Consider the following 21,063-nt stretch of genomic DNA (forward strand, 5'->3'; position numbering starts at 1 on the left):
ACGCTCGCCGTGACCGCGTGCCGGCAGTGCCCTAGCGTGGAGCCGTGCCGTCTCCTGCTCCCGCCATCGCCGAGATCCGCCTCGCCGTGCGCACCGCGCTGGCCCGCCTTCCCGAGGGGACCACCGTCGTCGTGGCGCTCTCGGGCGGCGCGGATTCCCTGGCGCTCGCCGCCGCTGCCGCGTTCGAGGGGCCGCGGCTCGGCCTGAGGGTCGCGTCGCTCACGGTCGATCACGGGCTGCAGTCCGACTCCGACGAGGTGGCGAAGCGCGTGCAGCGCACGGCGACCGCGCTCGGCCTCGAGGCGCGGACCGTGCGCGTGGCCGTCGAGGCCGACGGCGGGCCCGAAGCCGCGGCGCGCGACGCCCGGTACGCCGCGCTGCGCGCCGCGGCATCCGATCTCCACGGCTCGGCCGTGCTGCTCGGCCACACGCTCGACGACCAGGCGGAGACCGTGCTGCTCGGCCTGGCGCGCGGCTCGGGCGCGGCGAGCCTGCAGGCCATGGCGCCCGAACGGGTCGACGACGCCGGCGTGCGGTGGCTGCGCCCTCTCCTCTCGGTGCGCCGTGAGACGACGCGCGCGTTCTGCGCGGCATCCGATCTCGACCCGTGGGACGACCCTCACAACCTCGACGATCGCTTCCGCCGCGTGCGCGTGCGACAGCGGGTCCTCCCCGTGCTGGAGGCGGAACTGGGGCCGGGCATCGCCGAAGCGCTCGCGCGCACCGCAGAGCAGCTCCGCGAGGACGCGGAGGCCTTCGACGAGATCATCCACGAGACGATCGAAGACATCGTCGAGCACGCCGAAGCGGGTATCTCGGTCAGCGTCGCCGCGCTCGCCGCCAACCCCGCGGCCCTGCGCAACCGCATCATCCGGGTGGTCGTCGACAGCGAGTTCGGCGCGAGCCTGACCCGCACCCAGACCGTCGAGTTGGCGCGCCTCGTCACCGACTGGGCCGGCCAAGGGCCCATCGATCTGCCCGGATGCTCGGCGGTCCGGCGCGGAGGCCGGATCGTGTTCACGGCCCGCTGATCGTCCGGCAGCCCGCGTTTCGTCTCGCTGCGCTCGCTCGACGATCGGGAAGCCCGCGTTTCGTGTCGCTGCGCTCGCTCGACGACCGGTCGCGGGCTACTTCTTGCCGAAGAGCCCGCCGAGCACACCTCCGAGCAGATCGCCGACGCCACCCGATCCGCCGGAGGTCGAGCCGCCGCCGAGGAGGCCGCCGATCACGTCGCCGAGTCCGCCGCCGCCGGACTGTGCCTGACCGCCGGCCGGGGCGTCCTTGCCCTTGGTGGCGTTCGCGATCAGCCCCATCACGATGGGGGCGAGGATGGGCAGGAGCTTCCCGAAGTCGATTCCGGCGGTCGCCTTCGACTCGGTGAGCTGATCGGCGACCTCCTTCTCCTTGCCCTTGAGGATGTGCGCGACGATCTTGCCGCCGTCGGCCTGATCCACGTCGTCGACCGTCGACGCCCGCTTCGATCCGGCGTGCTTCTGCAGGGCCTGCTGGATGGCGGCAGAGCCCTCGGCGGTCTCGGCGTTCTTCGCGAGACCGCTCAGCAGCACCGCGCCGCCCTGCTCGACCGCGACCTTCGCCTCATCGCGGGAGACCCCCAGCCTCGCGGCGAGGTCGTCGATCGGCACCTGGCCGAGGATGTCGTCGAGAGCCATGATGATTCCTTCCGTCCGTGGGCATCCGCCCGTCTCCCCGCTCACAGTAGTGCGCGCGACCGCCGGGTCGGAGCATCCGACCGGATCGCCTAAAATCGACCCATGCGCGCCGCGGAAATCCAGGACGACCTTGCCCAGATCCTCGTCACCGAAGAGGAGATCCGCGCGAAGCTCGACGAGCTCGCCGCGCAGGTCGCCGTCGACTACGAGGGCAAGGACCTGGTCCTGATCGGGGTGCTCAAGGGTGCGGTGATGGTCATGGCCGACTTCGCACGTGCGCTGCCGTTCCATGCGCCGATGGACTGGATGGCCGTGTCGAGCTACGGCGCCAGCACCAAATCGAGCGGCGTCGTGCAGATCCGGAAGGACCTCGACACCGACCTCAACGGCAAGCACGTCCTCATCGTCGAGGACATCATCGACTCCGGTCTCACGCTCAGCTGGCTGCTCGAGAACTTCGGCTCTCGCGGTGCCGCGTCGATCGAGGTGCTCGCGCTGCTGCGCAAGCCCGAGGCGGCGAAGGTCGAGATCGACTGCAAGTACGTCGGTTTCGACATCCCCACCGATTTCGTCGTCGGGTACGGGCTCGACTACGACGAGCGCTACCGCAACCTGCGAGACGTCGCGGTGCTCGCGCCGCACGTCTACTCCTGACGCTTCGACAGGCTCAGCGACCCGGGCGGCCGGCTCGTCGACCCATGGATCCCTGAGCCCGTCGAAGGGATACGCCGTGGGTGAACGCACAGCGGGTGCCTAGCGCACGCGCGATACGCTGATCCGACCATGGATGTGAAGAAGCTCACCCGGAACCCGCTGATCTACGTCGCGCTGATCGGCGCGTTGCTCTTCGGTGGCTTCCTCCTCATCTCGAACCTCGGCGCTCCGAAGCAGATCACCACCCAGGAAGGGCTCGAGCTGCTCTCCGGCAAGACGGTGACCGAGGTCGTGAACACCGACGGCGACCAGCGCGTCGACATGACGCTGTCGAAGCCGTTCGAGGGTTCCGAGAACGTGCAGTTCTACTACGTCACGGCCCGTGCCGACGAGGTGGTCTCGGCCATCGACGACGCGGCGCCGAAGGACGGCTTCAACGACGCCGTGCCCCGCGCCACCTGGTTCGACGGATTCCTCTCCCTCCTCCTGCCGCTCGTGCTGCTCGGCCTCCTCTTCTGGTGGCTGCTCTCGTCGATGCAGGGCGGGGGAGGCAAGGTCATGCAGTTCGGCAAATCCAAGGCCAAGCTCGTCAACAAGGAGACGCCGACCGTCACCTTCGCCGACGTCGCCGGTGCCGACGAGGCGATCGAGGAGCTGCAGGAGATCAAGGAGTTCCTCCAGGATCCCGCGAAGTTCCAGGCCATCGGCGCCCGCATCCCGAAGGGCGTGCTGCTGTACGGCCCTCCCGGAACCGGAAAGACCCTGCTGGCTCGCGCCGTCGCGGGCGAGGCCGGCGCCCCGTTCTACTCCATCTCGGGGTCCGACTTCGTCGAGATGTTCGTCGGTGTCGGTGCGTCTCGCGTGCGCGACCTCTTCGGTCAGGCCAAGGAGAACGCCCCCGCCATCATCTTCATCGACGAGATCGACGCCGTCGGCCGTCACCGCGGGGCCGGCATGGGGGGCGGCAACGACGAGCGCGAGCAGACGCTCAACCAGATGCTCGTGGAGATGGACGGCTTCGACCCGAACGCCAACGTCATCGTGATCGCCGCCACGAACCGGCCCGACATCCTCGATCCCGCCCTGCTGCGCCCCGGGCGCTTCGATCGTCAGATCGGCGTCGACGCCCCCGACCTGAAGGGCCGCCAGAAGATCCTCGAGGTGCACAGCCGCGGGAAGCCGCTGTCGAAGAACGTCGATCTCGAAGTGGTGGCGCGCAAGACGCCCGGCTTCACCGGCGCCGATCTCGCCAACGTGCTGAACGAGGCCGCGCTGCTGACCGCACGGTCGAACGCGCAGCTGATCGACGACCGCGCACTCGACGAGGCCATCGATCGCGTGATCGCCGGTCCTCAGCGTCGCACGCGTGTGATGCGCGACAAGGAGAAGCTCATCACGGCGTACCACGAGGGCGGGCACGCGCTCGCCGCCGCGGCGATGAACTACACCGATCCGGTCACCAAGATCACGATCCTCCCGCGCGGCAAGGCGCTCGGCTACACGATGGTGCTGCCGCTCGACGACAAGTACTCGGTCACCCGCAACGAGCTCCAGGACCAGCTGACCTACGCCATGGGCGGTCGCGTCGCCGAGGAGATCATCTTCCACGACCCGACCACGGGCGCGTCGAACGACATCGAGAAGGCGACCTCGATCGCCCGCAAGATGGTGATCGAATACGGCATGACCACGCAGGTCGGTCCCGTCAAGCTCGGCTCGGAGGGCGGCGACGTGTTCGTGGCACGCGACATGGGCCGCGGCCGGGAGTACTCCGAGAAGGTCGCCGAGCGGGTCGACGCCGAGGTGCGCGCCCTGATCGAGCAGGCCCACAACGAGGCCTACGAGGTGCTCAGCGCGAACCGCGACATCCTCGACCGCCTCGCCCTGGCGCTGCTCGAGGAGGAGACGCTCGATCACAACCGGATCGCCGAGATCTTCACCGAGGTCAAGAAGCTGCCCGAGCGTCCGCTGTGGCTGTCGAGCGAAGACCGCCCCGTCTCGGAGCGCCCGCCGATCGAGGTGCCGAAGAAGGACGTGTCTCTCGCGGCATCCGTCGAGGCTCCGGCCGTCGCGCCGCGCACGCAGCAGGGTTCGGCGGGAGCCGGGCACCCCCGTCCCGCGACGGCGTGACGTGACCGTCGACAGGCAGCGCGTCGAGCGACTCACCCGGGAGCTCCTGGAGGCGATCGGCGAGGATCCCGATCGCCCCGGGCTCAGGCAGACGCCGGCGCGGATGGCCGAGCTGTACTCGGAGTTCTTCTCCGGTGTCGGCGAGGATGCCGCCGAGCCGCTCGCGCGCACCATCAGCGTCACCCGCGGTCCGGCTCCCGACACCCTGCCGTCGGGCGCCGTGCTGCTGCGCGACATCCGCTTCCGCTCGGTGTGCGAACACCACCTGCTGCCATTCGCCGGGCACGCCCACCTCGCGTATCTGCCGGGGGAGCGGGTCGTCGGCCTCGGCGCGCTCGTACGTGTGGTGGAGATCCTCTCGGCGCGACCGCAGGTGCAGGAGCGTCTCGGCGAGCAGATCGCCGACGCGATCGCCGAGCATCTCGACACCCGTGGCGTGCTGGTCGTGCTCGACGCCGCGCACGGGTGCGTCACGATGCGCGGAGGTCGGCAGCCGGAGGCGTCGACTCTGACGATCGCCGCGCGCGGCGTGTACACGGATGCTGCGGCTCGGGCCGAGCTCATCGCATTGATCGGCGGCCCTTCGACGAGCTCAGGGACCCATGGTTCCGACCAGGGCCTCCCGTGGTGACGGGCATCTGGGGCATCGTCAACGTGACGCCCGACTCGTTCAGCGACGGGGGGCGCTACCTCGACGTCGACCGGGCCGTCGCCCACGGACTCCGACTGCGCGCCGACGGTGCCACCGTGCTCGATGTCGGCGGGGAGTCCACGCGGCCGGGCGCCGAGCGTGTCGCCCCCGAGGTGGAGCAGCAGCGCGTCCTCCCCGTCGTCGAGCAGCTCGCGGCCGCCGGCGTTCCGGTCAGCATCGACACCCTCAGCGCGGCCACCGCCGTCGCCGCCGTGCGCGCGGGGGCGCGGATCGTCAACGACGTCTCGGGCGGCCTCGCCGATCCCGACATGCGCGCGGCGGTCGCCGAGTCCGGTGCCGACTACGTCATCGGGCACTGGCGCGGATTCTCCTCCGACATGTACGCGAACGCCGAGTACCGCCGGATCGCCCGCGAGGTCGCGGGAGAGCTGCAGGAGCGGATGGGCGAGGCCGCGGCATCCGGGATCGCCCCGTCGCGTCTCATCGTCGACCCCGGCATCGGCTTCGCCAAGGCCGGTACCCAGAACTGGAACGTGCTGCGCGGTCTCGACGAGATCGTCGCCCTGGGGCCGCGCGTCCTGCTCGGCACGTCGCGCAAGCGGTTCCTCGCCGAGACGCTGCGGCGCGGCGACGGCGACGAGGTCTCGGAGGAGCGACGCGACCTGGCCACCGCCGTCACCAGCGCGCTGGCCGCGCGGGCGGGAGCCTGGGCCGTGCGCGTGCACGACGTCGCCTCGACCCGCGACGCCCTCGCGGTCGCTCAGGCCTGGAACGGCTGAACGGCCCGCGGGCGTCGCCGTACGCTAGAAGCATGGATCAGCTCGACGAGATCGCCCTCACGGGACTGACCGTGTTCGGGCGCCACGGCGTCTACGCGCACGAACGCGACGAGGGCCAGGAGTTCACGGTCGACCTCCGGCTGCGGCTCGATCTGCGGCCGGCAGCGGCGTCCGACGACGTCCACGACACGGTGCACTACGGCGAGCTGGCACAGAGGGTGGCGGCGGTGGTCGCCGGCGAGCCGGTCGACCTCATCGAGACGCTCGCCGAGCGCATCGCGCGGATCGCTCTCGACGACGTGCGCGTGCGGGCGGTCACCGTGACCGTGCACAAGCCGCACGCGCCGATCCCGCTGACCTTCGACGACGTGTCCGTCACCGTGCATCGCCGCCGTGACACGGCCCGGGAGGTCATCCCCGCATGAGCCGCAGTCTGACGATCCCGCCCGACATCCCCGCCTCCGGACCCGGACGCCCCGACACCCTCGCGGTCGTCGCCCTCGGCGCGAACCTCGGCGATCGCCGCGCGACCGTCGAGGCGGCCGCCGATCGCATCGCCCGTCTGCCACTGGTGAGCGACGTGCGCCTGTCCCGGCTGTTCGAGACGGTGGCGCTGCGCATCGACGGACCCGACCCGGAGGCGCCGGGGTACGTCAACGCCGTCGCGCTCGTCACGACCCGCCTCGCTCCCGAGATCCTCCTCGGCATGCTGCACGCCATCGAGGACGAGCACGGTCGCACGCGCCGAGAGCGCTGGGGCGACCGCACGCTCGACCTCGACCTGATCGCCTACGGCGACGTCGTCTCCGACGCCCCGGAGCTTCAGCTGCCGCATCCGCGCGCCGCCGAGCGCCTGTTCGTGCTCGAGCCGTGGCTCGACGTCGACCCCGACGCCCGGCTCCACGGGCACGGCAGCGTGGCGGACCTGGTGGCCGAGCTACGTCTGCGAGGCGAGGGATGAGGCGCACCTCGGCCGGTCTCCTCGTCGTGCTCGCCCTCGCGGGCGGCGGAGTGGGCTTCCTCCTCGACCACCTGCTGACGGCGGCCGGCCGCGCGACCTTCACCCCCTCGCTCCTGCTGCCCGTCCTCCTGCTCCTGATCGCGTCGGCGGCGCTGGGCGTCGCCTGGCCGGTGCGCAGCAGCGTGCGGACCGGCATCCGGATCGATCCCTTCCGGGCGCTGCGCGCCGCGACCCTGGCACGGGCATCCAGCCTGCTGGGCGCGATCATGGCCGGCTTCGGTGCCGGCCTGCTGACCTTCCTGTTGTCGCGGCCCATCGATCCGCCGGTAGGGTCGACAGTGGCCATGCTGGCCCTGATCGGGAGTGCGATCGTTCTCGTGATCGCCGCGCTCGTCGCCGAGCAGTTCTGCACCCTGCCGAAGGATCCTGATGACTCAGAACCCAGAGACCGCGCCCCTGAACCCGGCGGAGGGCACTGACCTCGACGCGCTCGACCAGGGCACCTACACCCGGCTGCGCACGACCCGCAACCCGGCGCGGCTCGAGCTCGACGGCACGTGGCACCAGATCTCGCCGCGCTACGTGGTGTCGCAGATCGTGCAGAACCTCATCTTCATCGCGATCGTCATCGCCGCCGCCGTGGCCCTGAACATCGTGCTCGGCCAGGACTGGGTGTGGATCCCCGCGGGCGCGATCCTGCTCATCACCGTGATCACGCTCATCATCCTGCCGCGTCAGGCGCGCGCGATCGGATACATGCTCCGCGCCGACGACATCGTCTTCCGCAAGGGCATCCTGTGGCAGCGGATGATCGCCGTGCCCTACGGCCGCATGCAGCTCGTCGACATCACCCAGGGGCCGCTGGACCGCGCCTTCGGCGTCTCGCAGCTGAAGATGGTGACCGCCGCGGCGACGACCGGCGTGCAGATCCCCGGACTCACGCAATCGGCGTCGGAGGCGCTGCGCGACACCCTCATCGAGGTGGCCGAGACCCGGCGGACCGGCCTGTGAGCGCCCCGCAGCTGCCAGGCAGCCCGCCGGCGCCGGATTCGAGTGATGACGATTCGGCGACCCTCGCCGACGGTGAATGGCACCGGATGCATCCGCTCACCCCGCTGTTCAAGGGCGGGCTGGTGCTGATCATCATCGCGGGCATCGTGATCACGAACATGCGCGATCGGCTGATCACCTGGTTCGTGGCGCTGTTCACGCCGGAGGAGGCGCACTACGGCGACTTCACCGGCGGAAGCCCGGTCGACTGGGTGCTCGAGAACAATCTCATCCTGCTCGTGCTCCTCGGCGTGCTGGGTCTGCTCGTCATCCTGATCCTGATCTTCTGGATCGTCTGGCGCTTCCACCAGTTCCGCATCACCGGCGAGCACGTCGAGGTGCGCAAGGGCATCGTCTTCCGCTCGCATCGCCGTGCTCCCCTCGACCGCGTGCAGGGCGTCAACCTCACGCGTCCGTTCCCCGCGCGCATCATCGGCCTCGCCAAGCTCGAGGTCGTGGGCGCGGGCAACGACGCCAACGTCGATCTGGAGTACCTCGCCACGACGCGCGCCGAGTCGGTGCGCGCCGACATCCTCCGACTCGCCTCCGGAGCGCGCGCGGCGCGTCACGCCGCCCTGAACCCCCAGACGGATGCCGCGGCGGCACCGATCTCGGCGAGGGCGCAGCTGATCGGTTCGGTGAATGAGGGTGTGACGAGCCTGATCACCGGCGTCGATCTCGCCGACGTCGCACCCGAGAGCGTCGTGAAGATCCCGACCGGCCGTCTCGTCGGATCGCAGCTGATCTCGGGACTGCTCTGGCTGCTCTTCTTCGGCGTGATCTTCGCGATCGCCATCGGCAGCACGCTGATCGGGCTGCTGGCCGACGGCGATCCCGGCGGCGGGCTGGTGGCGCTGGGCATCGGCCTCGGCATCGGCATCCCCATGATCATCGCGGTCGTCGGCATCACGTGGGCACAGATCTCGAAGTCGCTGCGCTACTCGATCGCGCCCACCCCCGACGGCATCCGCATCACCTTCGGACTGCTCACCACCGTGACCGAGACCCTTCCTCCCGGGCGCATCTTCGCGGTCGAGATCTCGCAATCGCTGCTGTGGCGCCCGTTCGGTTGGTGGACGGTCAAGATCAACCGGATGAGCGGCAAGAGCGTCGCCGCGCAGCAGTCGGGGAGCGCGCAGCAGTTCAACGTCGTGCTCCCCGTCGGCAAGCGCGCCGATGTGGAGCGCGTGCTGGGCCTGGTGCTCCCCGACATGCCCGCCTCAGCCCTGTCGGAGCTGTGGGAGCAGGGCGTCGTGGGGCCGGCCGAAGGAGACCCGTACCGGAAGATGCCTCGTCGGGCATGGTGGCGCCGTCCGCTGTCGTGGAAGCGCCACGGCTACGCGGTCGCCGATTTCGGGCTGCTGCTGCGGCGCGGTGTGGTCTGGCGCAAGCTCGCGATCTTCCCGCTCGCGCGACTGCAGGGCGTCTCGCTCTCGCAGGGCCCGATCGACCGGGCGCAGCGCGTCTCGGGCGCTCAGGTCCACACGGCCCTGGGGCCCATCACCGGGTACCTCTCCGGGCTGGAGCGCGAAGACGCACTGGCTCTGCTCGGCGAGGTGAGCCGCGCCGCCGCGGAGGCAGCGTCGCGTGACACGACCCACCGATGGAGCGCGCACGCCGCGGATGCGGGCGTGACCGTCGCGCCGCCGGTCGCCCCGCCGCCGCCCTTCTCGCCGCCGGTGGCATCTCCGCCGGTCGCGCCGCCGGTCGCCCCGCCGCCTGCTCCGCCGGTCGCGCCGCCGTCTGCTCCGCCGGCCGCGCCGCTGCGCGGTGAGTGACGGCGTGGTCCGCGACGGACGACTCGGCGTCGGCATCATCGGCGCCGGCCGCGTGGGTCCGGTGATCGGGGCGGCTCTGGGCGGCGCCGGCCACGCAGTCGTGGGAAGGACCCACGGCTCCGACGACGAGCGCGCCGCCGCCGTCCTCCCGGGGGTGCCGGTGCTCGAGGCTCTCGAAGTGGTGCGTCGGGCCGAGCTCGTGATCCTGGCCGTGCCGACCGATCAGCTCGCATCGCTCGTGGCGGGGATCGCCGAGGTCGGCGGCTGGCAGATCGGGCAGCTGGTCCTGCACACCGACCCCGGCTACGGCACCGAGGTGCTGCGACCGGCGGCGGAGCGGGGTGCGATCCCGCTCGCCGTGCATCCCGCCATCACGTTCACGGGCACATCGATCGATCTGCGCCAGCTGCAGGCCGGTTTCGCCGCCGTGACGGCGCCGGCGGCCGTGCTGCCGATCGCCCAGGCGCTCGCCGTCGAGATGGGCTGCGAGCCGATCGTCATCGCCGAGGGCGACAGACCGGCCTACGCGGATGCCGTCGAGACCGCGACGACGTTCTCCCGCTCCGTCATCGCGCAGTCGACCGCCCGGCTGCGCGAGATCGGTGTGGAGAATCCGGGCGGCTACCTCTCGGCGCTCGTGCAGTCGACGGTCGAGCGCGCGCTGCGCGAAGCATCCGATCCTCCGCCCCTGCTCTGACCGGGGACCGGCGCTGTCAGCGGCCGCCCGAGAAGCCGCCGCCTCCTCCGCCCCCGGCGAATCCGCCTCCGAACGAACCGCCGGCGCTCGACGACGTTCCGGCCGTCGGCGCGGTGTACGTCGCCGCCGCATGAGACGAGGCCGTGAACCCGGCGAGGGCGATGCCGAGATGGGGAGAGGTCGGGTCGCCGATCCACGCCGGACCACTCTGCTCGCGGGCGTACGCCTGCTCGAGCACGTCGCCCCACTCCCTCTCCAGGCCGAAGAGCATCGCGTAGGGCAGCAGGCGCTCGTAGACGTGGATCACGTCGACGTCGCCGTCGGGTCGGCGCTCGGCACCGCTGTACGACTGCAGCATCCGCAGCCGGTCGGCGTCGGCGATGCGGATGAACTCCTCCACGCCGCGGAGGCGTTCGAGCTCGCGCGCGCCGTCGGGGGTCAGCACCGTGTGCCGTGCGAAGGAGAAGAACGAGGCGACGAGCACCAGCACAGCGCCGAACGAGACCGCGGCGAGCGCCGGGACCGCCGAGATCCGTCCGCTCGCCACACCCCACACCGAGAGAGTCAGTCCGACGACGGCGATGGCGATCGCGCACCATTGGAGGACAATCGCGGTGCGGCTGCGGGCCCTCGCCGTGAGCCCGCGCGCCGCTGCCGCGGCGACCCCGCTCTGCCCGAGGGAACCCATGCGTTCGGCGAAATCCGCGCTCTCGGAGGGGATGTCCACGCTCTCCGCGGCGTCGGAGGCGACGAAGAGGGCATCGAGGGTCTCGGTGTCGAGGGGATCGAGGGCGCGGGGTTCGGCGAGGCGCCGCAGCCGAGGACTCTCGGGTGTGGAGCCCTCCTCGATGCGCAGGGCTCCGCGCACGGCGAGATGCACGATCTCCGCCGGGATGGCGTCGCGGGCACCCGGCACGATGGCTGCGGCGAGGAGGGGCGGCATCGCGTCGGGCACGTCGTACTGGGCGATGACGATGCCGGAGGCGGTGCGCCGCCGGCGCTGGAAGCTCCACACGCCGACCCAGGCGCCCACGGACAGCGTCGCGGCTCCGATCGCCGCCACCAGCGGGACGGTGTCGGTGACGGGATTCGGCGTTCGCGCCGACGGCTGGACGGCGGTGCCCGGCTCGAACCCGATCGCGATCGTCACCCCGTCGCCGGCGGCTCGCTCGCCCGACTCGACACGGAACGCGGCGATGCCGTCGGTGACCGAGGGGCCGGCGATGTCGCACTCGGCCGTCGATCCCGAGAACCCGGTGTAGCACCGTTTCGATCCGATGAGCCGATCGCTCATCGCGGCGTCGAAGACGATGTCGGCGCGGAACCGCTCGATGGGCTGCGTGCTGTCGAACGGCAGCAGATCCCAGAAGAACTCGTCGGCCGGCGGTCGTCGATCATCGCTCTCGCGCGCGCCCTCGCGGGTGCCGGAGGCCGTCGACGAATCGGCGGGCAGAATCACGTCGCGCATCTCGTACTCGATCACGTACGTGGTGAGGCCGCGCACGTAGGCGTCGGTTCCGGTGAGGACGAACAGCAGCCCGTCCTCCTCGTCGGTCTCGTACGGCACGGCGGCGCCGTCCTCATCGGTCACCGAGACGATGCGAGTGTCGATGCCGGCGTTCTGGTAGCTGGTCGGGAGGCCCCGGACGATGCCGCGATTCTGGTCGTCGTCGGGGAAACGGGCGACGAGGGTCTCTGTGACGTGCATGCGCGCGCGGCCGTCGTCGTCGAGACCGACCTCGTAGACCGCGTCCCATGACGCGTAGGAGAAGTCGTCGACATCGCCGTCGGCATGGAGCCCGGCGAGCACCGAGGCGGATGCCGGTGCGGCCGAGGTGGCGGCATCCGCACCGGCGGGCAGGGCGATCACGGCGCCGGTGGGCAGGACGATCGCGGCGAGAGCGAGCAGGACGGCGGCGAGCGGGCGATGTCTCCGTGCGTCGTTCATGGTTCGAGGCTACTCAGCCCGCGCGGATGTGACCCGTCGGCGCCTCGGTAAACTGGGGACGACTTCAAGGAGCCCCCCACATGACTGACGCGCCCGCCGCGCCCGCACCGGCCACGGCCGACCTCTCGACCGAGCAGGACGTCCACGAGCAGAAGGCCGTCCGTCTCGCCAAGCGCGAGCGACTGATCGAGAAGCGCACGGATGCCGGCGGCGGTGCGTTCCCGGTCGGCGTGCCCGTGACCCACTCGATCCCCGACCTCCGAGCAGAGTATGGTGCGCTCGACGCCGGTGCCGAGACCGGCGTGGTGGTCGGAGTCGCGGGCCGCGTGGTGTTCAGCCGCAACACCGGCAAGCTGTGCTTCGCCACGCTGCAGGCCGGTGACGGCACGCGCATCCAGGCGATGATCTCCCTGGCGAACGTCGGCGAGGAGTCGCTGGCGGAATGGAAGGAGTTCGTCGATCTGGGCGACCACGTCTTCGTGCACGGCGAGGTCATCTCCAGCCGTCGCGGCGAGCTCTCGATCATGGCGGACGACTGGTCGATCGCCTCGAAGGCCATCCTCCCCCTGCCCAACGCGTATTCCGAGCTCAGCGAAGAGGGGCGCGTCCGCAGCCGGTACCTCGACCTGATCGTCCGCGAGCAGGCGCGCACCACGGTCCGTGCTCGCGCCGCCGTGAACGCGAGCCTGCGGGCCACCTTCGCCGGTCACGGCTACCTCGAGGTCGAGACCCCGATGCTGCAGGTCCAGCACGGCGGGGCATCGGCGCGACCCTTCATCACCCACTCCAACGCCTTCGACACCGAGCTCTATCTGCGCATCGCTCCCGAGCTGTACCTCAAGCGCGCGGTGGTGGGCGGCATCGAGCGCGTCTTCGAGATCAACCGCAATTTCCGCAATGAGGGCGCCGATTCGACGCACAGTCCCGAGTTCGCGATGCTCGAGGCCTATCAGGCGTACGGCGACTATCAGCAGATGGCCGCGCTCACGCAGGAGCTGGTGCAGCAGGCCGCGATCGCGGTGACCGGATCGACGACGGTGACCTGGGCCGACGGCACCGAGTACGACCTCGGCGGCGAGTGGGACCGCATCTCGATGTACGAGTCGCTGTCGGCCGCGTGCGGTCGCACCGTCACGCCGCAAGACGCGGTGGCCGACCTGATCGCGTTCGCCGAGTCGAGCGGCGTCGACGTGCCTGCGCACGCCACGCACGGCAAGCTCGTCGAGGAGCTGTGGGAGCACTTCGTGAAGGGCGACCTGGTGCGGCCGACCTTCGTGATGGACTTCCCCGTCGACACGTCGCCCCTCGTGCGCGAGCACCGCTCGATCGACGGTGTCGTGGAGAAGTGGGACCTGTACATCCGCGGCTTCGAGCTCGCGACCGGATACTCCGAGCTCGTCGACCCCGTCATCCAGCGCGAGCGCTTCGAGGAGCAGGCCAAGCTCGCCGCGCGCGGTGATGCCGAGGCGATGCCCGTCGACGGCGAGTTCCTCCGAGCGCTCGAGCACGGCATGCCGCCGTCCGGGGGCATGGGCATGGGCATCGACCGGCTGCTGATGGCGATCACCGGGCTCGGCATCCGCGAGACGATCCTGTTCCCTCTCGTCAAGTAGCCGTCGCCTCCGGTGGTCATGCCGCCGGCCCTCGCCGGAACACCCACTCGGGAAGCATCGCGCCGCCGATCATCTCGTCGAAAAGCATCGCGAGGCCGTAGTGCGGGTCGATCTCGCGCACGAGGTCGAGGTAGTGGCCGGCGTGGGTCGAGCGGCCGAGCGCCCAGGACAGCCAGGCCGCCACGGTGAGTGCGGGGGGACGTGACGCCCGTGGCGCGCGGGCGGCCGCCTGGCGGACGACGGAGAGGGCGAGGCGCAGCCGTTCGACATCGGGTGCGGGACCCTGGCCGAGGAGGACGTCTCCGAGCTCGTCGGGCGGTACCTCCGCGGCGTCGGCGAAGGCGAGCTGAGCCCCGAGTGCCCGAAGGCCGCCGGCGAGATCGCTTCCCCACTGCACGATCGCGACGTCGCGGAACAGCGGGCGATCGAGGCACCACAGCAGAGCCGCCGTCCCGTAGGGCGGCAGCTCCTCCGTCGTGCGCAGCACCGACTCGAAGAAGGCGGGAATGTTCTCGAGCATCGCGATCGCGGCGACCGCTTGAGGATTCATGCGTCCGGAGCGTTCGCGCCCGCCGTCGCCCAGCGCCGTCTCCAGGTCGCGCAGCGCCCGGCCCACGCGCTCCTTCTCGGCCAGGTCGACGGTCGGGAGGCCGGATCCCGCGCTCTGGTCTCCCGAGACGTCGTCGCCGAGGCCGCCGCCCGCCGGCGGCTCGATCTCCGCCGAGGGCCGCAGCTCGGGCTCGGCGGCGAGATAGCTCGACCACCCCTCCGGCGTCACGCACAGCGCGTCGACCACGCGCAGTCCGTCGTCGTCGGCGCATCCGAGCAGCTCGTCGACCTCCACGGCGAACGGCAGCACCAGCCCGTCGCGCGTGTGCTGGATGCCTTCGTCGGTGTACACGACCACGGCGACGGCATCCGTCCCCTCGACACGGGCGACGAGTCCGACGGCGGCATCGGCGTACCGCTCGAGCGGCACGTCGTCGTGCGGCAGGTCGAGGCGCATCGCACCGTAGGTGCGCGCGCCGCGGAAGGGCAGCAGGACGACGCTCTGCCGCGGTGTGAAGCCGGCGAGGGAGGGGACCATGCGCAGGAACTCGGCGGAGCCGGAGGCGCGAAGAACTGTTGTCATCCCAGGAGTTTCGTCGACCGCCGCGACGCCGAGAGGGCCGCAGCGGCGTTGTGGAAGGCTCGGACAGATTCGGGCGACTGTGGACGAAGAGTCGCTCGCGTACGATGGGACGATGGAGAACTTCTGGCTCGCCGCGGCATGGTCGATCCTGCCGACCCTCGGCGTGAGCGCGGTCTTCTTCTACGTTATGCGCGGAATCCTCCGCTCCGATCGCACCGAGCGGAAGGTGCACGCGAAGATCGAGGCCGAGGAGCGCGCGGCGCGCGGTCTGCCCCCGCGTTCCTGAACGCCGTCGGTGCCATCGGCTACTGTGAAGCAGACGCGCGGCTGACCGCGCCGACCTTCGGCGATGGGCGCCGCTGGAGCGAGGGGAAACGATGACACCGGAGGGCGTGGGGTGGTGGATCGCCGCCTTCCTCCTGGTGCTCGACCTGGTCATCCGCACCGCCGCGATCATCATCATCCCGCGCAACCGCAGGCCCACCGCCGCCATGGCCTGGCTGCTCGCGGTGTTCTTCATCCCGTTCGTCGGCGTGTTCCTGTTCCTGCTGATCGGCAACCCGCGTCTACCGCGGGCCCGCCGACGCAAGCAGGACCAGATCAACCAGTACATCGCGCGGACGAGCGAGCACCTGCACTTCGGCACCCTGCGCCCGAACGCCCCCGCCTGGTTCGGTCCGATCGTCGAGATGAATCAGAAGCTCGGCGCACTGCCGCTCTCCGGCGACAACGGCGCCCACCTCATCTCCGACTACCAGGAGTCGCTCGACGCGATGGCCGACGCCATCCGCCAGGCGAAGAGCTACGTGCACGCCGAGTTCTACATCCTGCAATCCGACGACTCGACCGACAACTTCTTCCGCGCGATGGAGGAGGTCGCCGCCCGTGGCGTCGAGGTCAGGGTCCTGCTCGACCACTGGGCCAACCGGTGGAAACCCCGCTACCGCGCCACGATCAAGCGGCTCAACGCCATGGGCGCCGACTGGCAGCTGATGCTCCCCGTGCAGCCCCTCAAGGGGCGGATGCAGCGACCCGACCTGCGCAACCACCGCAAGCTGCTCGTCGTCGACGGCAAGGTCGCGTTCCTCGGCTCGCAGAACATCACCGACTCGACGTACAACCTGCCGAAGAACATCAAGCGCGGCCTGCACTGGGTCGATCTCATGGTCCGCATCGACGGGCCGGTCGTGCTGAGCGTGAATGCGATCTTCCTCAGCGACTGGTACAGCGAGACCGATCAGGTGCTCGAAGAGATCGACATCGCGCACGCCGACATCGGCTCGGGCGACCTCGACTGCCAGGTCGTGCCGTCAGGACCCGGGTTCGAGGTCGAGAACAACCTCCAGCTGTTCCTCGGGCTGCTCTACGCCGCCAAGAAGCGCATCATGATCGTCAGCCCCTACTTCGTGCCCGACGAGGCGCTGCTGCTCGCCGTCACGGCGGCCGTCGACCGCGGCGTGCAGGTCGAGCTCTTCGTCTCCGAAGAGGGCGACCAGGCGATGGTCTACCACGCCCAGCGCAGCTACTACGAAGCGCTGCTGCGCTCCGAGGTGCGCATCTGGATGTATCGCAAGCCGTACATCCTGCACACGAAGAGCCTGACGATCGACGACGAGGTGGCGGTCATCGGCTCCAGCAACATGGACATGCGCTCGTTCGGCCTGAACCTCGAGGTCTCGATGCTCGTGCGCGGGCAGGAGTTCGTGGCCGAGATGCGCGCGGTCGAAGACAAGTACCGATCGCTGAGCCGCGAGCTGACTCTCGACGAGTGGATGCAGCAGCCGCTCCGATCGACCGTGCTCGACAACCTCGCCCGCCTCACCTCGGCGCTGCAGTGACGTGCCGCGCGACCAGGTGAACGGGAGATTCCGGGCGAGTACCCTGTGACCATGGCCCCCCGCACGCGTCTCGCAGCCGCCGTCACCCCGCTCGTCGTCCTGCTGCTCCTCGCGGGCTGCACCTCGTCGCCCGGTTCCGACACGCCGACCAGCTCGCCCGCGCCGTCCGCCGACGGCGGTGGAGACCTCGACGACCTCGAAGGCACCCTTCTCGACGACGGACGCATGTTCGCGGTCGTCACCTGGGGGTCGTCGGGCTGCGTCCCACAGGTCGAAGACGTGTCGGCCGAGGGGCAGACGGTCACGGTCGTCCTCGCCGACCTGCTCGGCGACGAGGACGCCGAGGGGGAGGAGAAGGCCTGCACGGCCGACTACGCCCCGCGTGCCAGCCTCGGGGCCCTTCCCGACGGCGTGGATCCCACCGCCGAGATCACGCTCGAGGTCACCTACCGCGACGCCAGGGGCGACGTCGACCTCGACGGGAACCCCGCCTTCACCGGAGTCCCCGGCACGTCGACCGAGTATCAGCCCTCGGCCGGATGGTTCGACGACGAAGGCCTCGTCTTGCTGACGTGGGGATCGTCGTCGTGCCCGCCCGTCGTCGAATCGGTCGAAGGGTCGGGGAACGCGGGCACGGTCACGTTCGTCACCCAGGCAGATCAGGTCTGCACGATGGACATCGGGCCGCGCGGCACCATCGTCTCGTTCGGCGACTCCGAGATCGACGACGACGACTTCACGCTCACGCTCTCGGGCGGAGGACTCGAGGGCTCGGTCACCGTGCAGCGCGGCTGACCCGAGCCACCCGCGTCAGATCGACGTCACGGGGTGTCCGGGCGGGAGCGCGAGCAGCAGTGCGCCCGGATCGGCTCGGCACGTGATCCGCACCGCTGCGCCGAACTCGTCGCCGTCGAGCTCGATCGGAGTGGGTCGCGACGCCGCGGCCTCCGCGACGATCCCGCGCAGGTAGTGCACCGAGGCGTCCTTGCCGCGTCGCTCGAGCACCCGTCGCCCGGCCCGGAAGCGGCGCAGGACCGAGTTGTCCCACCAGATCTTCCGCCACACGCCCAGCCATCCGAGAACGCCCGTCGGCTGGATGACGGCGACATCGAGGATGCCGTCGGTGATCGACCCGTCCGGGATGAGTGCGATGCCCGCGGGGAGGGTGCCGCAGTTCGCGAACAGGATGCTGTGCACGCGCGTCGTGTGCAGGCGCCCGTCGTCGATCTGGTACACCGCCCGGAAGGGACGCGCGCGGGGGAGCGAGCGTGCCGCGCCGTCGACGTAGGCGATCCAGCCGACCGATCGCTTGAGGTCGGAGCGGGTGTTCGCGATCATGTCGGCGTCCAGCCCGATGCCCGCGAGCACCACGAACGCATGCTCGGAGTCGGTCCCGTCGTCGCGGATGAGGCGCGCCCAGCCGATGTCGATCGGATGCCGGAAGTCGCCGAGAGCCGCGCGGATCATCTCGGCCGGATCCCCCAGCGGCAGTCCGAGGTTGCGCGCCAGCAGGTTCCCCGTGCCGCTGGGCAGGATCGCCAGCGGAATGCCCGTGTGCGAGATCGCCTCGGACACCGCGCGCACGGTGCCGTCTCCGCCCGCCACCAGAACGACGTCGACGCCGCGAGCCAGCGCCTGGGCGGTCGCCGCCTGACCGGCATCCTCGATCGTCGTCGTGAAGAAGACCGGGCGCTCCCAGCCGGCTTCCGCCGACAGCTCGCGCACGGCGGCGCGCAGCCTCTTCCCGTCGACCTTGATCGGGTTGTACACGAGGGCCGCCTGTCGACGGGCGGGCACGCTCGAGGTCATGGCGCTACTCTAATCGCGGCATCCGCCCGCCTCTCGCGCACCTCCTAGACTTGGTGGATGATCGACCTCGCACTCCTCCGCGAAAAGCCCGAGATCGTCCGCCGTTCGCAGGCCGCCCGGGGCAACGACCAGAGCACCGTCGACGACGCGCTCGAGGCCGATCGATCGCGCCGCGCCGCGCTGACGGCCTTCGAAGAGCTGCGCGCCGAGCAGAACGCGTTCGGCAAGGAGGTCGCCCGGGCTCCCAAGGAGGAGAAGGCGGCACTGGTCGCGCAGGCCCGAGACCTCGCGGATCGCGTCAAGCGCGCGCAGCACGCGGCCCACGAGGCGGCGGATGCGGCGGCGGCGGCCCTCGCGCGAGTCGAGAACGTCGTCATCGACGGGGTCCCCGCGGGCGGCGAAGCCGACTTCGTCGAGCTGAGGCGCGTCGGAGAGGTGCCCGCCTTCGACTTCGAGCCCCGTGACCACCTGGAGCTCGGTGAGATCCTCGGCGCGATCGACATGGAGCGCGGCGCCAAGGTGTCGGGCGCGCGCTTCTACTTCCTCCGCGGCATCGGCGCACGGCTCGAGATCGCGCTGATGAACCTCGCACTCGACAAGGCCCTGCAGAACGGGTTCGTGCCGCTCATCACTCCGACCCTCGTGCGCCCGGATATCATGCAGGGCACCGGCTTCCTCGGCGAGCACGCCGACGAGGTCTATCACCTCGACAAGGACGACGACCTCTACCTCGTCGGCACGAGCGAGGTGGCGCTCGCCGGTTACCACAAAGACGAGATCGTCGACCTCGGCGGAGGGCCGCTGCGCTACGCCGGATGGTCGACGTGCTACCGCCGCGAAGCCGGCTCGCACGGCAAGGACACCCGGGGCATCATCCGCGTGCACCAGTTCAACAAGCTCGAGATGTTCGTCTACACGACCCCGGAGGATGCCGAGGCCGAGCACCTGCGCCTCGTCGAGCTCCAGGAGGAGATGCTGACGTCGCTCGGCCTCGCCTATCGCGTGATCGACGTCGCCGCCGGCGACCTCGGATCGAGCGCCGCGCGCAAGTACGACATCGAGGCGTGGGTCCCGACGCAGGGCGCCTTCCGCGAGCTGACCTCCACGTCGAACTGCACCACGTTCCAGGCCCGCCGCCTCGACGTGCGGTACCGCCCGGGCGCCTCGACCGACTCGGCGACGCAGGGCGATGGTGCTGCCAAGACCCAGCACGTCGCGACGCTGAACGGCACGCTCGCGACGACCCGGTGGATCGTCGCCCTCCTCGAGACCCACCAGCTTGCCGACGGCTCCGTGCGCGTCCCGGAGGTGCTGCGTCCGTACCTCGGCGGCATGGATGTGATCCGCCCGCTCGGATGGGAAGCCGCATCGACTCAGACGCAGGGGGCCGAGTGAACTCGCCCTGGCTCGTCGGCCTCGACGTCGACGGCACCATCCTGCTGCAGGACGAGACCATGAGCCCGGGTGTGCCCGAAGCCGTCGCTCGGGTGCGCGACGCGGGGCACGAGGTGACGATCGCGACCGGTCGCAGCTGGATGGCCACGCAGCGCTACGTCGAAGAGCTCGGGCTCACCGCCGAGTACGTGGTGTGCTCGAACGGCGCCGTGACGATGCGCCGCGTCGACGGCGAGTGGGAGCGCTGGAAGGTCGAGACCTTCGATCCGAGGCCTGTGCTCGCCCTGCTGCAGGAGCGTCTGCCGGAGGCCCGCTACATGGTCGAGCTCGCCTCGGCCCAGCGCCTGTACACGGCCGTGCTCGACGACTGGACCCTCGACGGCGGGCGCCAGGTCGACTTCGACGAGCTGGGGGCCGAGCCGGTGTCGCGCATCGTCGTCGTCTCGCCCGAGCACGACGAGGAGGACTTCCACCGTCTGGTGGCGGATGCCGGGCTCAACGAGGTCTCATACGCGATCGGGTGGACGGCATGGCTCGACATCGCGCCGCAGGGCGTCGACAAGGGGACTGCTCTGGAGCAGGTGCGCACGGCCCTCGGTGTCGACGGCGACCGCGTGTTCGTCGCCGGCGACGGGCGCAACGACATCGGGATGTTCGGCTGGGCCCGCTCGCTGGGCGGGCGCGCGGTCGCGATGGGCCAGGCTCCCGATGAGGTGAAGGACGCGGCCGGAGAGATCACCGACGACGTGATCGACGGGGGTCTCGCCGCGGCGCTCGACACCCTTCCAGCACCCGCCCAGGTCGACGCGGCAGAATAGAACTCGGCTAGACTCACGCCTTGTCGGCAGATGCTTCTGTCGGGAGGGTTGTCCGAGCGGCCGATGGAGCTGGTCTTGAAAACCAGTGGGCAGAGATGTCTCGTGGGTTCGAATCCCACACCCTCCGCATCCAAGAATC

Annotated in this window: 21 protein-coding genes and 1 tRNA gene; 18 read left to right on the top strand and 4 right to left on the bottom strand. The window is 70.5% G+C overall.

Going from position 1 to position 21,063, the window contains the following annotated elements; translation table 11 throughout:
- The first annotated feature begins 44 nt into the window (after positions 1 to 44).
- Complete coding sequence (gene tilS / locus AB3M90_RS00225; RefSeq protein WP_412949223.1) at positions 45 to 1,031, top strand: tRNA lysidine(34) synthetase TilS; 987 nt, start codon at positions 45 to 47, stop codon at positions 1,029 to 1,031.
- A gap of 96 nt (positions 1,032 to 1,127) precedes the next feature.
- On the opposite strand, the gene AB3M90_RS00230 is transcribed toward tilS, so the two are convergent.
- Positions 1,128 to 1,670 (bottom strand): DUF937 domain-containing protein, encoded by a 543-nt coding sequence (locus AB3M90_RS00230; protein ID WP_412949224.1) that lies wholly within the window; start codon positions 1,668 to 1,670, stop codon positions 1,128 to 1,130.
- A 102-nt stretch (positions 1,671 to 1,772) separates the two neighbouring features.
- Between AB3M90_RS00230 and hpt the strand changes: the two genes are divergently transcribed.
- From hpt to AB3M90_RS00280, 10 genes are all read left to right on the top strand, one after another.
- Positions 1,773 to 2,324: a hypoxanthine phosphoribosyltransferase gene (gene hpt / locus AB3M90_RS00235; RefSeq protein ID WP_412949226.1), complete on the top strand. Its 552-nt coding sequence runs from the start codon at positions 1,773 to 1,775 to the stop codon at positions 2,322 to 2,324.
- Positions 2,325 to 2,453: 129 nt separating this feature from the next.
- A complete protein-coding gene (gene ftsH, locus AB3M90_RS00240; protein ID WP_412949228.1) occupies positions 2,454 to 4,454 on the top strand; it encodes an ATP-dependent zinc metalloprotease FtsH in 2,001 nt (666 codons plus the stop codon).
- Position 4,455: 1 nt separating this feature from the next.
- A complete protein-coding gene (gene folE, locus AB3M90_RS00245) occupies positions 4,456 to 5,085 on the top strand; it encodes a GTP cyclohydrolase I (protein ID WP_412949230.1) in 630 nt (209 codons plus the stop codon).
- Entirely contained in the window at positions 5,082 to 5,885 is an 804-nt protein-coding gene (gene folP, locus AB3M90_RS00250) for a dihydropteroate synthase (protein ID WP_412949232.1), read from the top strand. The genes folE and folP overlap by 4 nt, the downstream gene beginning before the upstream one ends.
- Positions 5,886 to 5,917: 32 nt before the next feature.
- Complete coding sequence (gene folB, locus AB3M90_RS00255; RefSeq protein ID WP_412949234.1) at positions 5,918 to 6,310, top strand: dihydroneopterin aldolase; 393 nt, start codon at positions 5,918 to 5,920, stop codon at positions 6,308 to 6,310.
- The gene (gene folK, locus AB3M90_RS00260; RefSeq protein ID WP_412949236.1) at positions 6,307 to 6,846 is read left to right on the top strand and encodes a 2-amino-4-hydroxy-6-hydroxymethyldihydropteridine diphosphokinase; all 540 of its coding nucleotides are present in this window, start codon (positions 6,307 to 6,309) and stop codon (positions 6,844 to 6,846) included. Before folB ends, folK begins: the two co-directional genes overlap by 4 nt.
- On the top strand, positions 6,843 to 7,325 hold the full coding sequence (locus tag AB3M90_RS00265; RefSeq protein ID WP_412949238.1) for a DUF3180 domain-containing protein: 483 nt from the start codon (positions 6,843 to 6,845) through the stop codon (positions 7,323 to 7,325). The genes folK and AB3M90_RS00265 overlap by 4 nt, the downstream gene beginning before the upstream one ends.
- Complete coding sequence (locus AB3M90_RS00270) at positions 7,276 to 7,857, top strand: PH domain-containing protein (RefSeq protein WP_412949240.1); 582 nt, start codon at positions 7,276 to 7,278, stop codon at positions 7,855 to 7,857. The genes AB3M90_RS00265 and AB3M90_RS00270 overlap by 50 nt, the downstream gene beginning before the upstream one ends.
- Positions 7,854 to 9,674 (top strand): PH domain-containing protein, encoded by a 1,821-nt coding sequence (locus AB3M90_RS00275; protein ID WP_412949242.1) that lies wholly within the window; start codon positions 7,854 to 7,856, stop codon positions 9,672 to 9,674. The genes AB3M90_RS00270 and AB3M90_RS00275 overlap by 4 nt, the downstream gene beginning before the upstream one ends.
- Before the next feature lie 4 nt (positions 9,675 to 9,678).
- Positions 9,679 to 10,371: a DUF2520 domain-containing protein gene (locus AB3M90_RS00280; protein ID WP_412949244.1), complete on the top strand. Its 693-nt coding sequence runs from the start codon at positions 9,679 to 9,681 to the stop codon at positions 10,369 to 10,371.
- Between the two features lie 16 nt (positions 10,372 to 10,387).
- Here the strand turns inward: AB3M90_RS00280 and AB3M90_RS00285 are convergent, their stop codons facing one another.
- On the bottom strand, positions 10,388 to 12,319 hold the full coding sequence (locus tag AB3M90_RS00285) for a DUF2207 domain-containing protein (RefSeq protein ID WP_412949246.1): 1,932 nt from the start codon (positions 12,317 to 12,319) through the stop codon (positions 10,388 to 10,390).
- Between the two features lie 80 nt (positions 12,320 to 12,399).
- Between AB3M90_RS00285 and lysS the strand changes: the two genes are divergently transcribed.
- Complete coding sequence (lysS, locus tag AB3M90_RS00290) at positions 12,400 to 13,932, top strand: lysine--tRNA ligase (protein WP_412949247.1); 1,533 nt, start codon at positions 12,400 to 12,402, stop codon at positions 13,930 to 13,932.
- A 16-nt stretch (positions 13,933 to 13,948) separates the two neighbouring features.
- Here lysS and AB3M90_RS00295 read toward each other — a convergent pair whose 3' ends face one another.
- Positions 13,949 to 15,064 (bottom strand): DUF4192 family protein, encoded by a 1,116-nt coding sequence (locus AB3M90_RS00295; protein ID WP_412949249.1) that lies wholly within the window; start codon positions 15,062 to 15,064, stop codon positions 13,949 to 13,951.
- Between the two features lie 112 nt (positions 15,065 to 15,176).
- On the opposite strand from AB3M90_RS00295, the gene AB3M90_RS00300 reads away from it, so the two are divergent.
- From AB3M90_RS00300 to AB3M90_RS00310, 3 genes are all read left to right on the top strand, one after another.
- Positions 15,177 to 15,350, top strand: coding sequence for a hypothetical protein (locus tag AB3M90_RS00300; protein WP_412949251.1), 174 nt, complete (start codon positions 15,177 to 15,179; stop codon positions 15,348 to 15,350).
- Positions 15,351 to 15,441: 91 nt separating this feature from the next.
- On the top strand, positions 15,442 to 16,902 hold the full coding sequence (gene cls / locus AB3M90_RS00305; protein WP_412949253.1) for a cardiolipin synthase: 1,461 nt from the start codon (positions 15,442 to 15,444) through the stop codon (positions 16,900 to 16,902).
- Positions 16,903 to 16,953: 51 nt separating this feature from the next.
- A complete protein-coding gene (locus tag AB3M90_RS00310; RefSeq protein WP_412949255.1) occupies positions 16,954 to 17,697 on the top strand; it encodes a hypothetical protein in 744 nt (247 codons plus the stop codon).
- A gap of 15 nt (positions 17,698 to 17,712) precedes the next feature.
- Here the strand turns inward: AB3M90_RS00310 and AB3M90_RS00315 are convergent, their stop codons facing one another.
- On the bottom strand, positions 17,713 to 18,711 hold the full coding sequence (locus tag AB3M90_RS00315; RefSeq protein WP_412949257.1) for a diacylglycerol/lipid kinase family protein: 999 nt from the start codon (positions 18,709 to 18,711) through the stop codon (positions 17,713 to 17,715).
- Between the two features lie 57 nt (positions 18,712 to 18,768).
- Between AB3M90_RS00315 and serS the strand changes: the two genes are divergently transcribed.
- From serS to AB3M90_RS00330, 3 genes are all read left to right on the top strand, one after another.
- Positions 18,769 to 20,106 (top strand): serine--tRNA ligase, encoded by a 1,338-nt coding sequence (gene serS, locus AB3M90_RS00320; protein ID WP_412949259.1) that lies wholly within the window; start codon positions 18,769 to 18,771, stop codon positions 20,104 to 20,106.
- The gene (locus AB3M90_RS00325; protein WP_412949261.1) at positions 20,103 to 20,924 is read left to right on the top strand and encodes an HAD family hydrolase; all 822 of its coding nucleotides are present in this window, start codon (positions 20,103 to 20,105) and stop codon (positions 20,922 to 20,924) included. Before serS ends, AB3M90_RS00325 begins: the two co-directional genes overlap by 4 nt.
- Before the next feature lie 42 nt (positions 20,925 to 20,966).
- Positions 20,967 to 21,051: transfer RNA gene (locus AB3M90_RS00330), tRNA-Ser, on the top strand.
- Positions 21,052 to 21,063 lie beyond the last annotated feature (12 nt).

The sequence above is a fragment of the Microbacterium martis genome, assembly GCF_047246685.1.
Classification (GTDB): Bacteria; Actinomycetota; Actinomycetes; order Actinomycetales; family Microbacteriaceae; genus Microbacterium.

What these genes read in the sequence shown, in the direction of transcription:
- AB3M90_RS00315 (WP_412949257.1), bottom strand. Translation starts at nt 18,711, where the DNA reads ATGACCTCGAGCGTGCCCGCCCGTCGACAGGCGGCCCTCGTGTACAAC.
- AB3M90_RS00310 (WP_412949255.1), top strand. Translation starts at nt 16,954, where the DNA reads ATGGCCCCCCGCACGCGTCTCGCAGCCGCCGTCACCCCGCTCGTCGTC.
- AB3M90_RS00230 (WP_412949224.1), bottom strand. Translation starts at nt 1,670, where the DNA reads ATGGCTCTCGACGACATCCTCGGCCAGGTGCCGATCGACGACCTCGCC.
- hpt (WP_412949226.1), top strand. Translation starts at nt 1,773, where the DNA reads ATGCGCGCCGCGGAAATCCAGGACGACCTTGCCCAGATCCTCGTCACC.
- AB3M90_RS00270 (WP_412949240.1), top strand. Translation starts at nt 7,276, where the DNA reads ATGACTCAGAACCCAGAGACCGCGCCCCTGAACCCGGCGGAGGGCACT.
- lysS (WP_412949247.1), top strand. Translation starts at nt 12,400, where the DNA reads ATGACTGACGCGCCCGCCGCGCCCGCACCGGCCACGGCCGACCTCTCG.
- AB3M90_RS00295 (WP_412949249.1), bottom strand. Translation starts at nt 15,064, where the DNA reads ATGACAACAGTTCTTCGCGCCTCCGGCTCCGCCGAGTTCCTGCGCATG.
- AB3M90_RS00300 (WP_412949251.1), top strand. Translation starts at nt 15,177, where the DNA reads ATGGAGAACTTCTGGCTCGCCGCGGCATGGTCGATCCTGCCGACCCTC.
- ftsH (WP_412949228.1), top strand. Translation starts at nt 2,454, where the DNA reads ATGGATGTGAAGAAGCTCACCCGGAACCCGCTGATCTACGTCGCGCTG.
- folB (WP_412949234.1), top strand. Translation starts at nt 5,918, where the DNA reads ATGGATCAGCTCGACGAGATCGCCCTCACGGGACTGACCGTGTTCGGG.
- folK (WP_412949236.1), top strand. Translation starts at nt 6,307, where the DNA reads ATGAGCCGCAGTCTGACGATCCCGCCCGACATCCCCGCCTCCGGACCC.
- AB3M90_RS00265 (WP_412949238.1), top strand. Translation starts at nt 6,843, where the DNA reads ATGAGGCGCACCTCGGCCGGTCTCCTCGTCGTGCTCGCCCTCGCGGGC.
- cls (WP_412949253.1), top strand. Translation starts at nt 15,442, where the DNA reads ATGACACCGGAGGGCGTGGGGTGGTGGATCGCCGCCTTCCTCCTGGTG.
- serS (WP_412949259.1), top strand. Translation starts at nt 18,769, where the DNA reads ATGATCGACCTCGCACTCCTCCGCGAAAAGCCCGAGATCGTCCGCCGT.
- AB3M90_RS00285 (WP_412949246.1), bottom strand. Translation starts at nt 12,319, where the DNA reads ATGAACGACGCACGGAGACATCGCCCGCTCGCCGCCGTCCTGCTCGCT.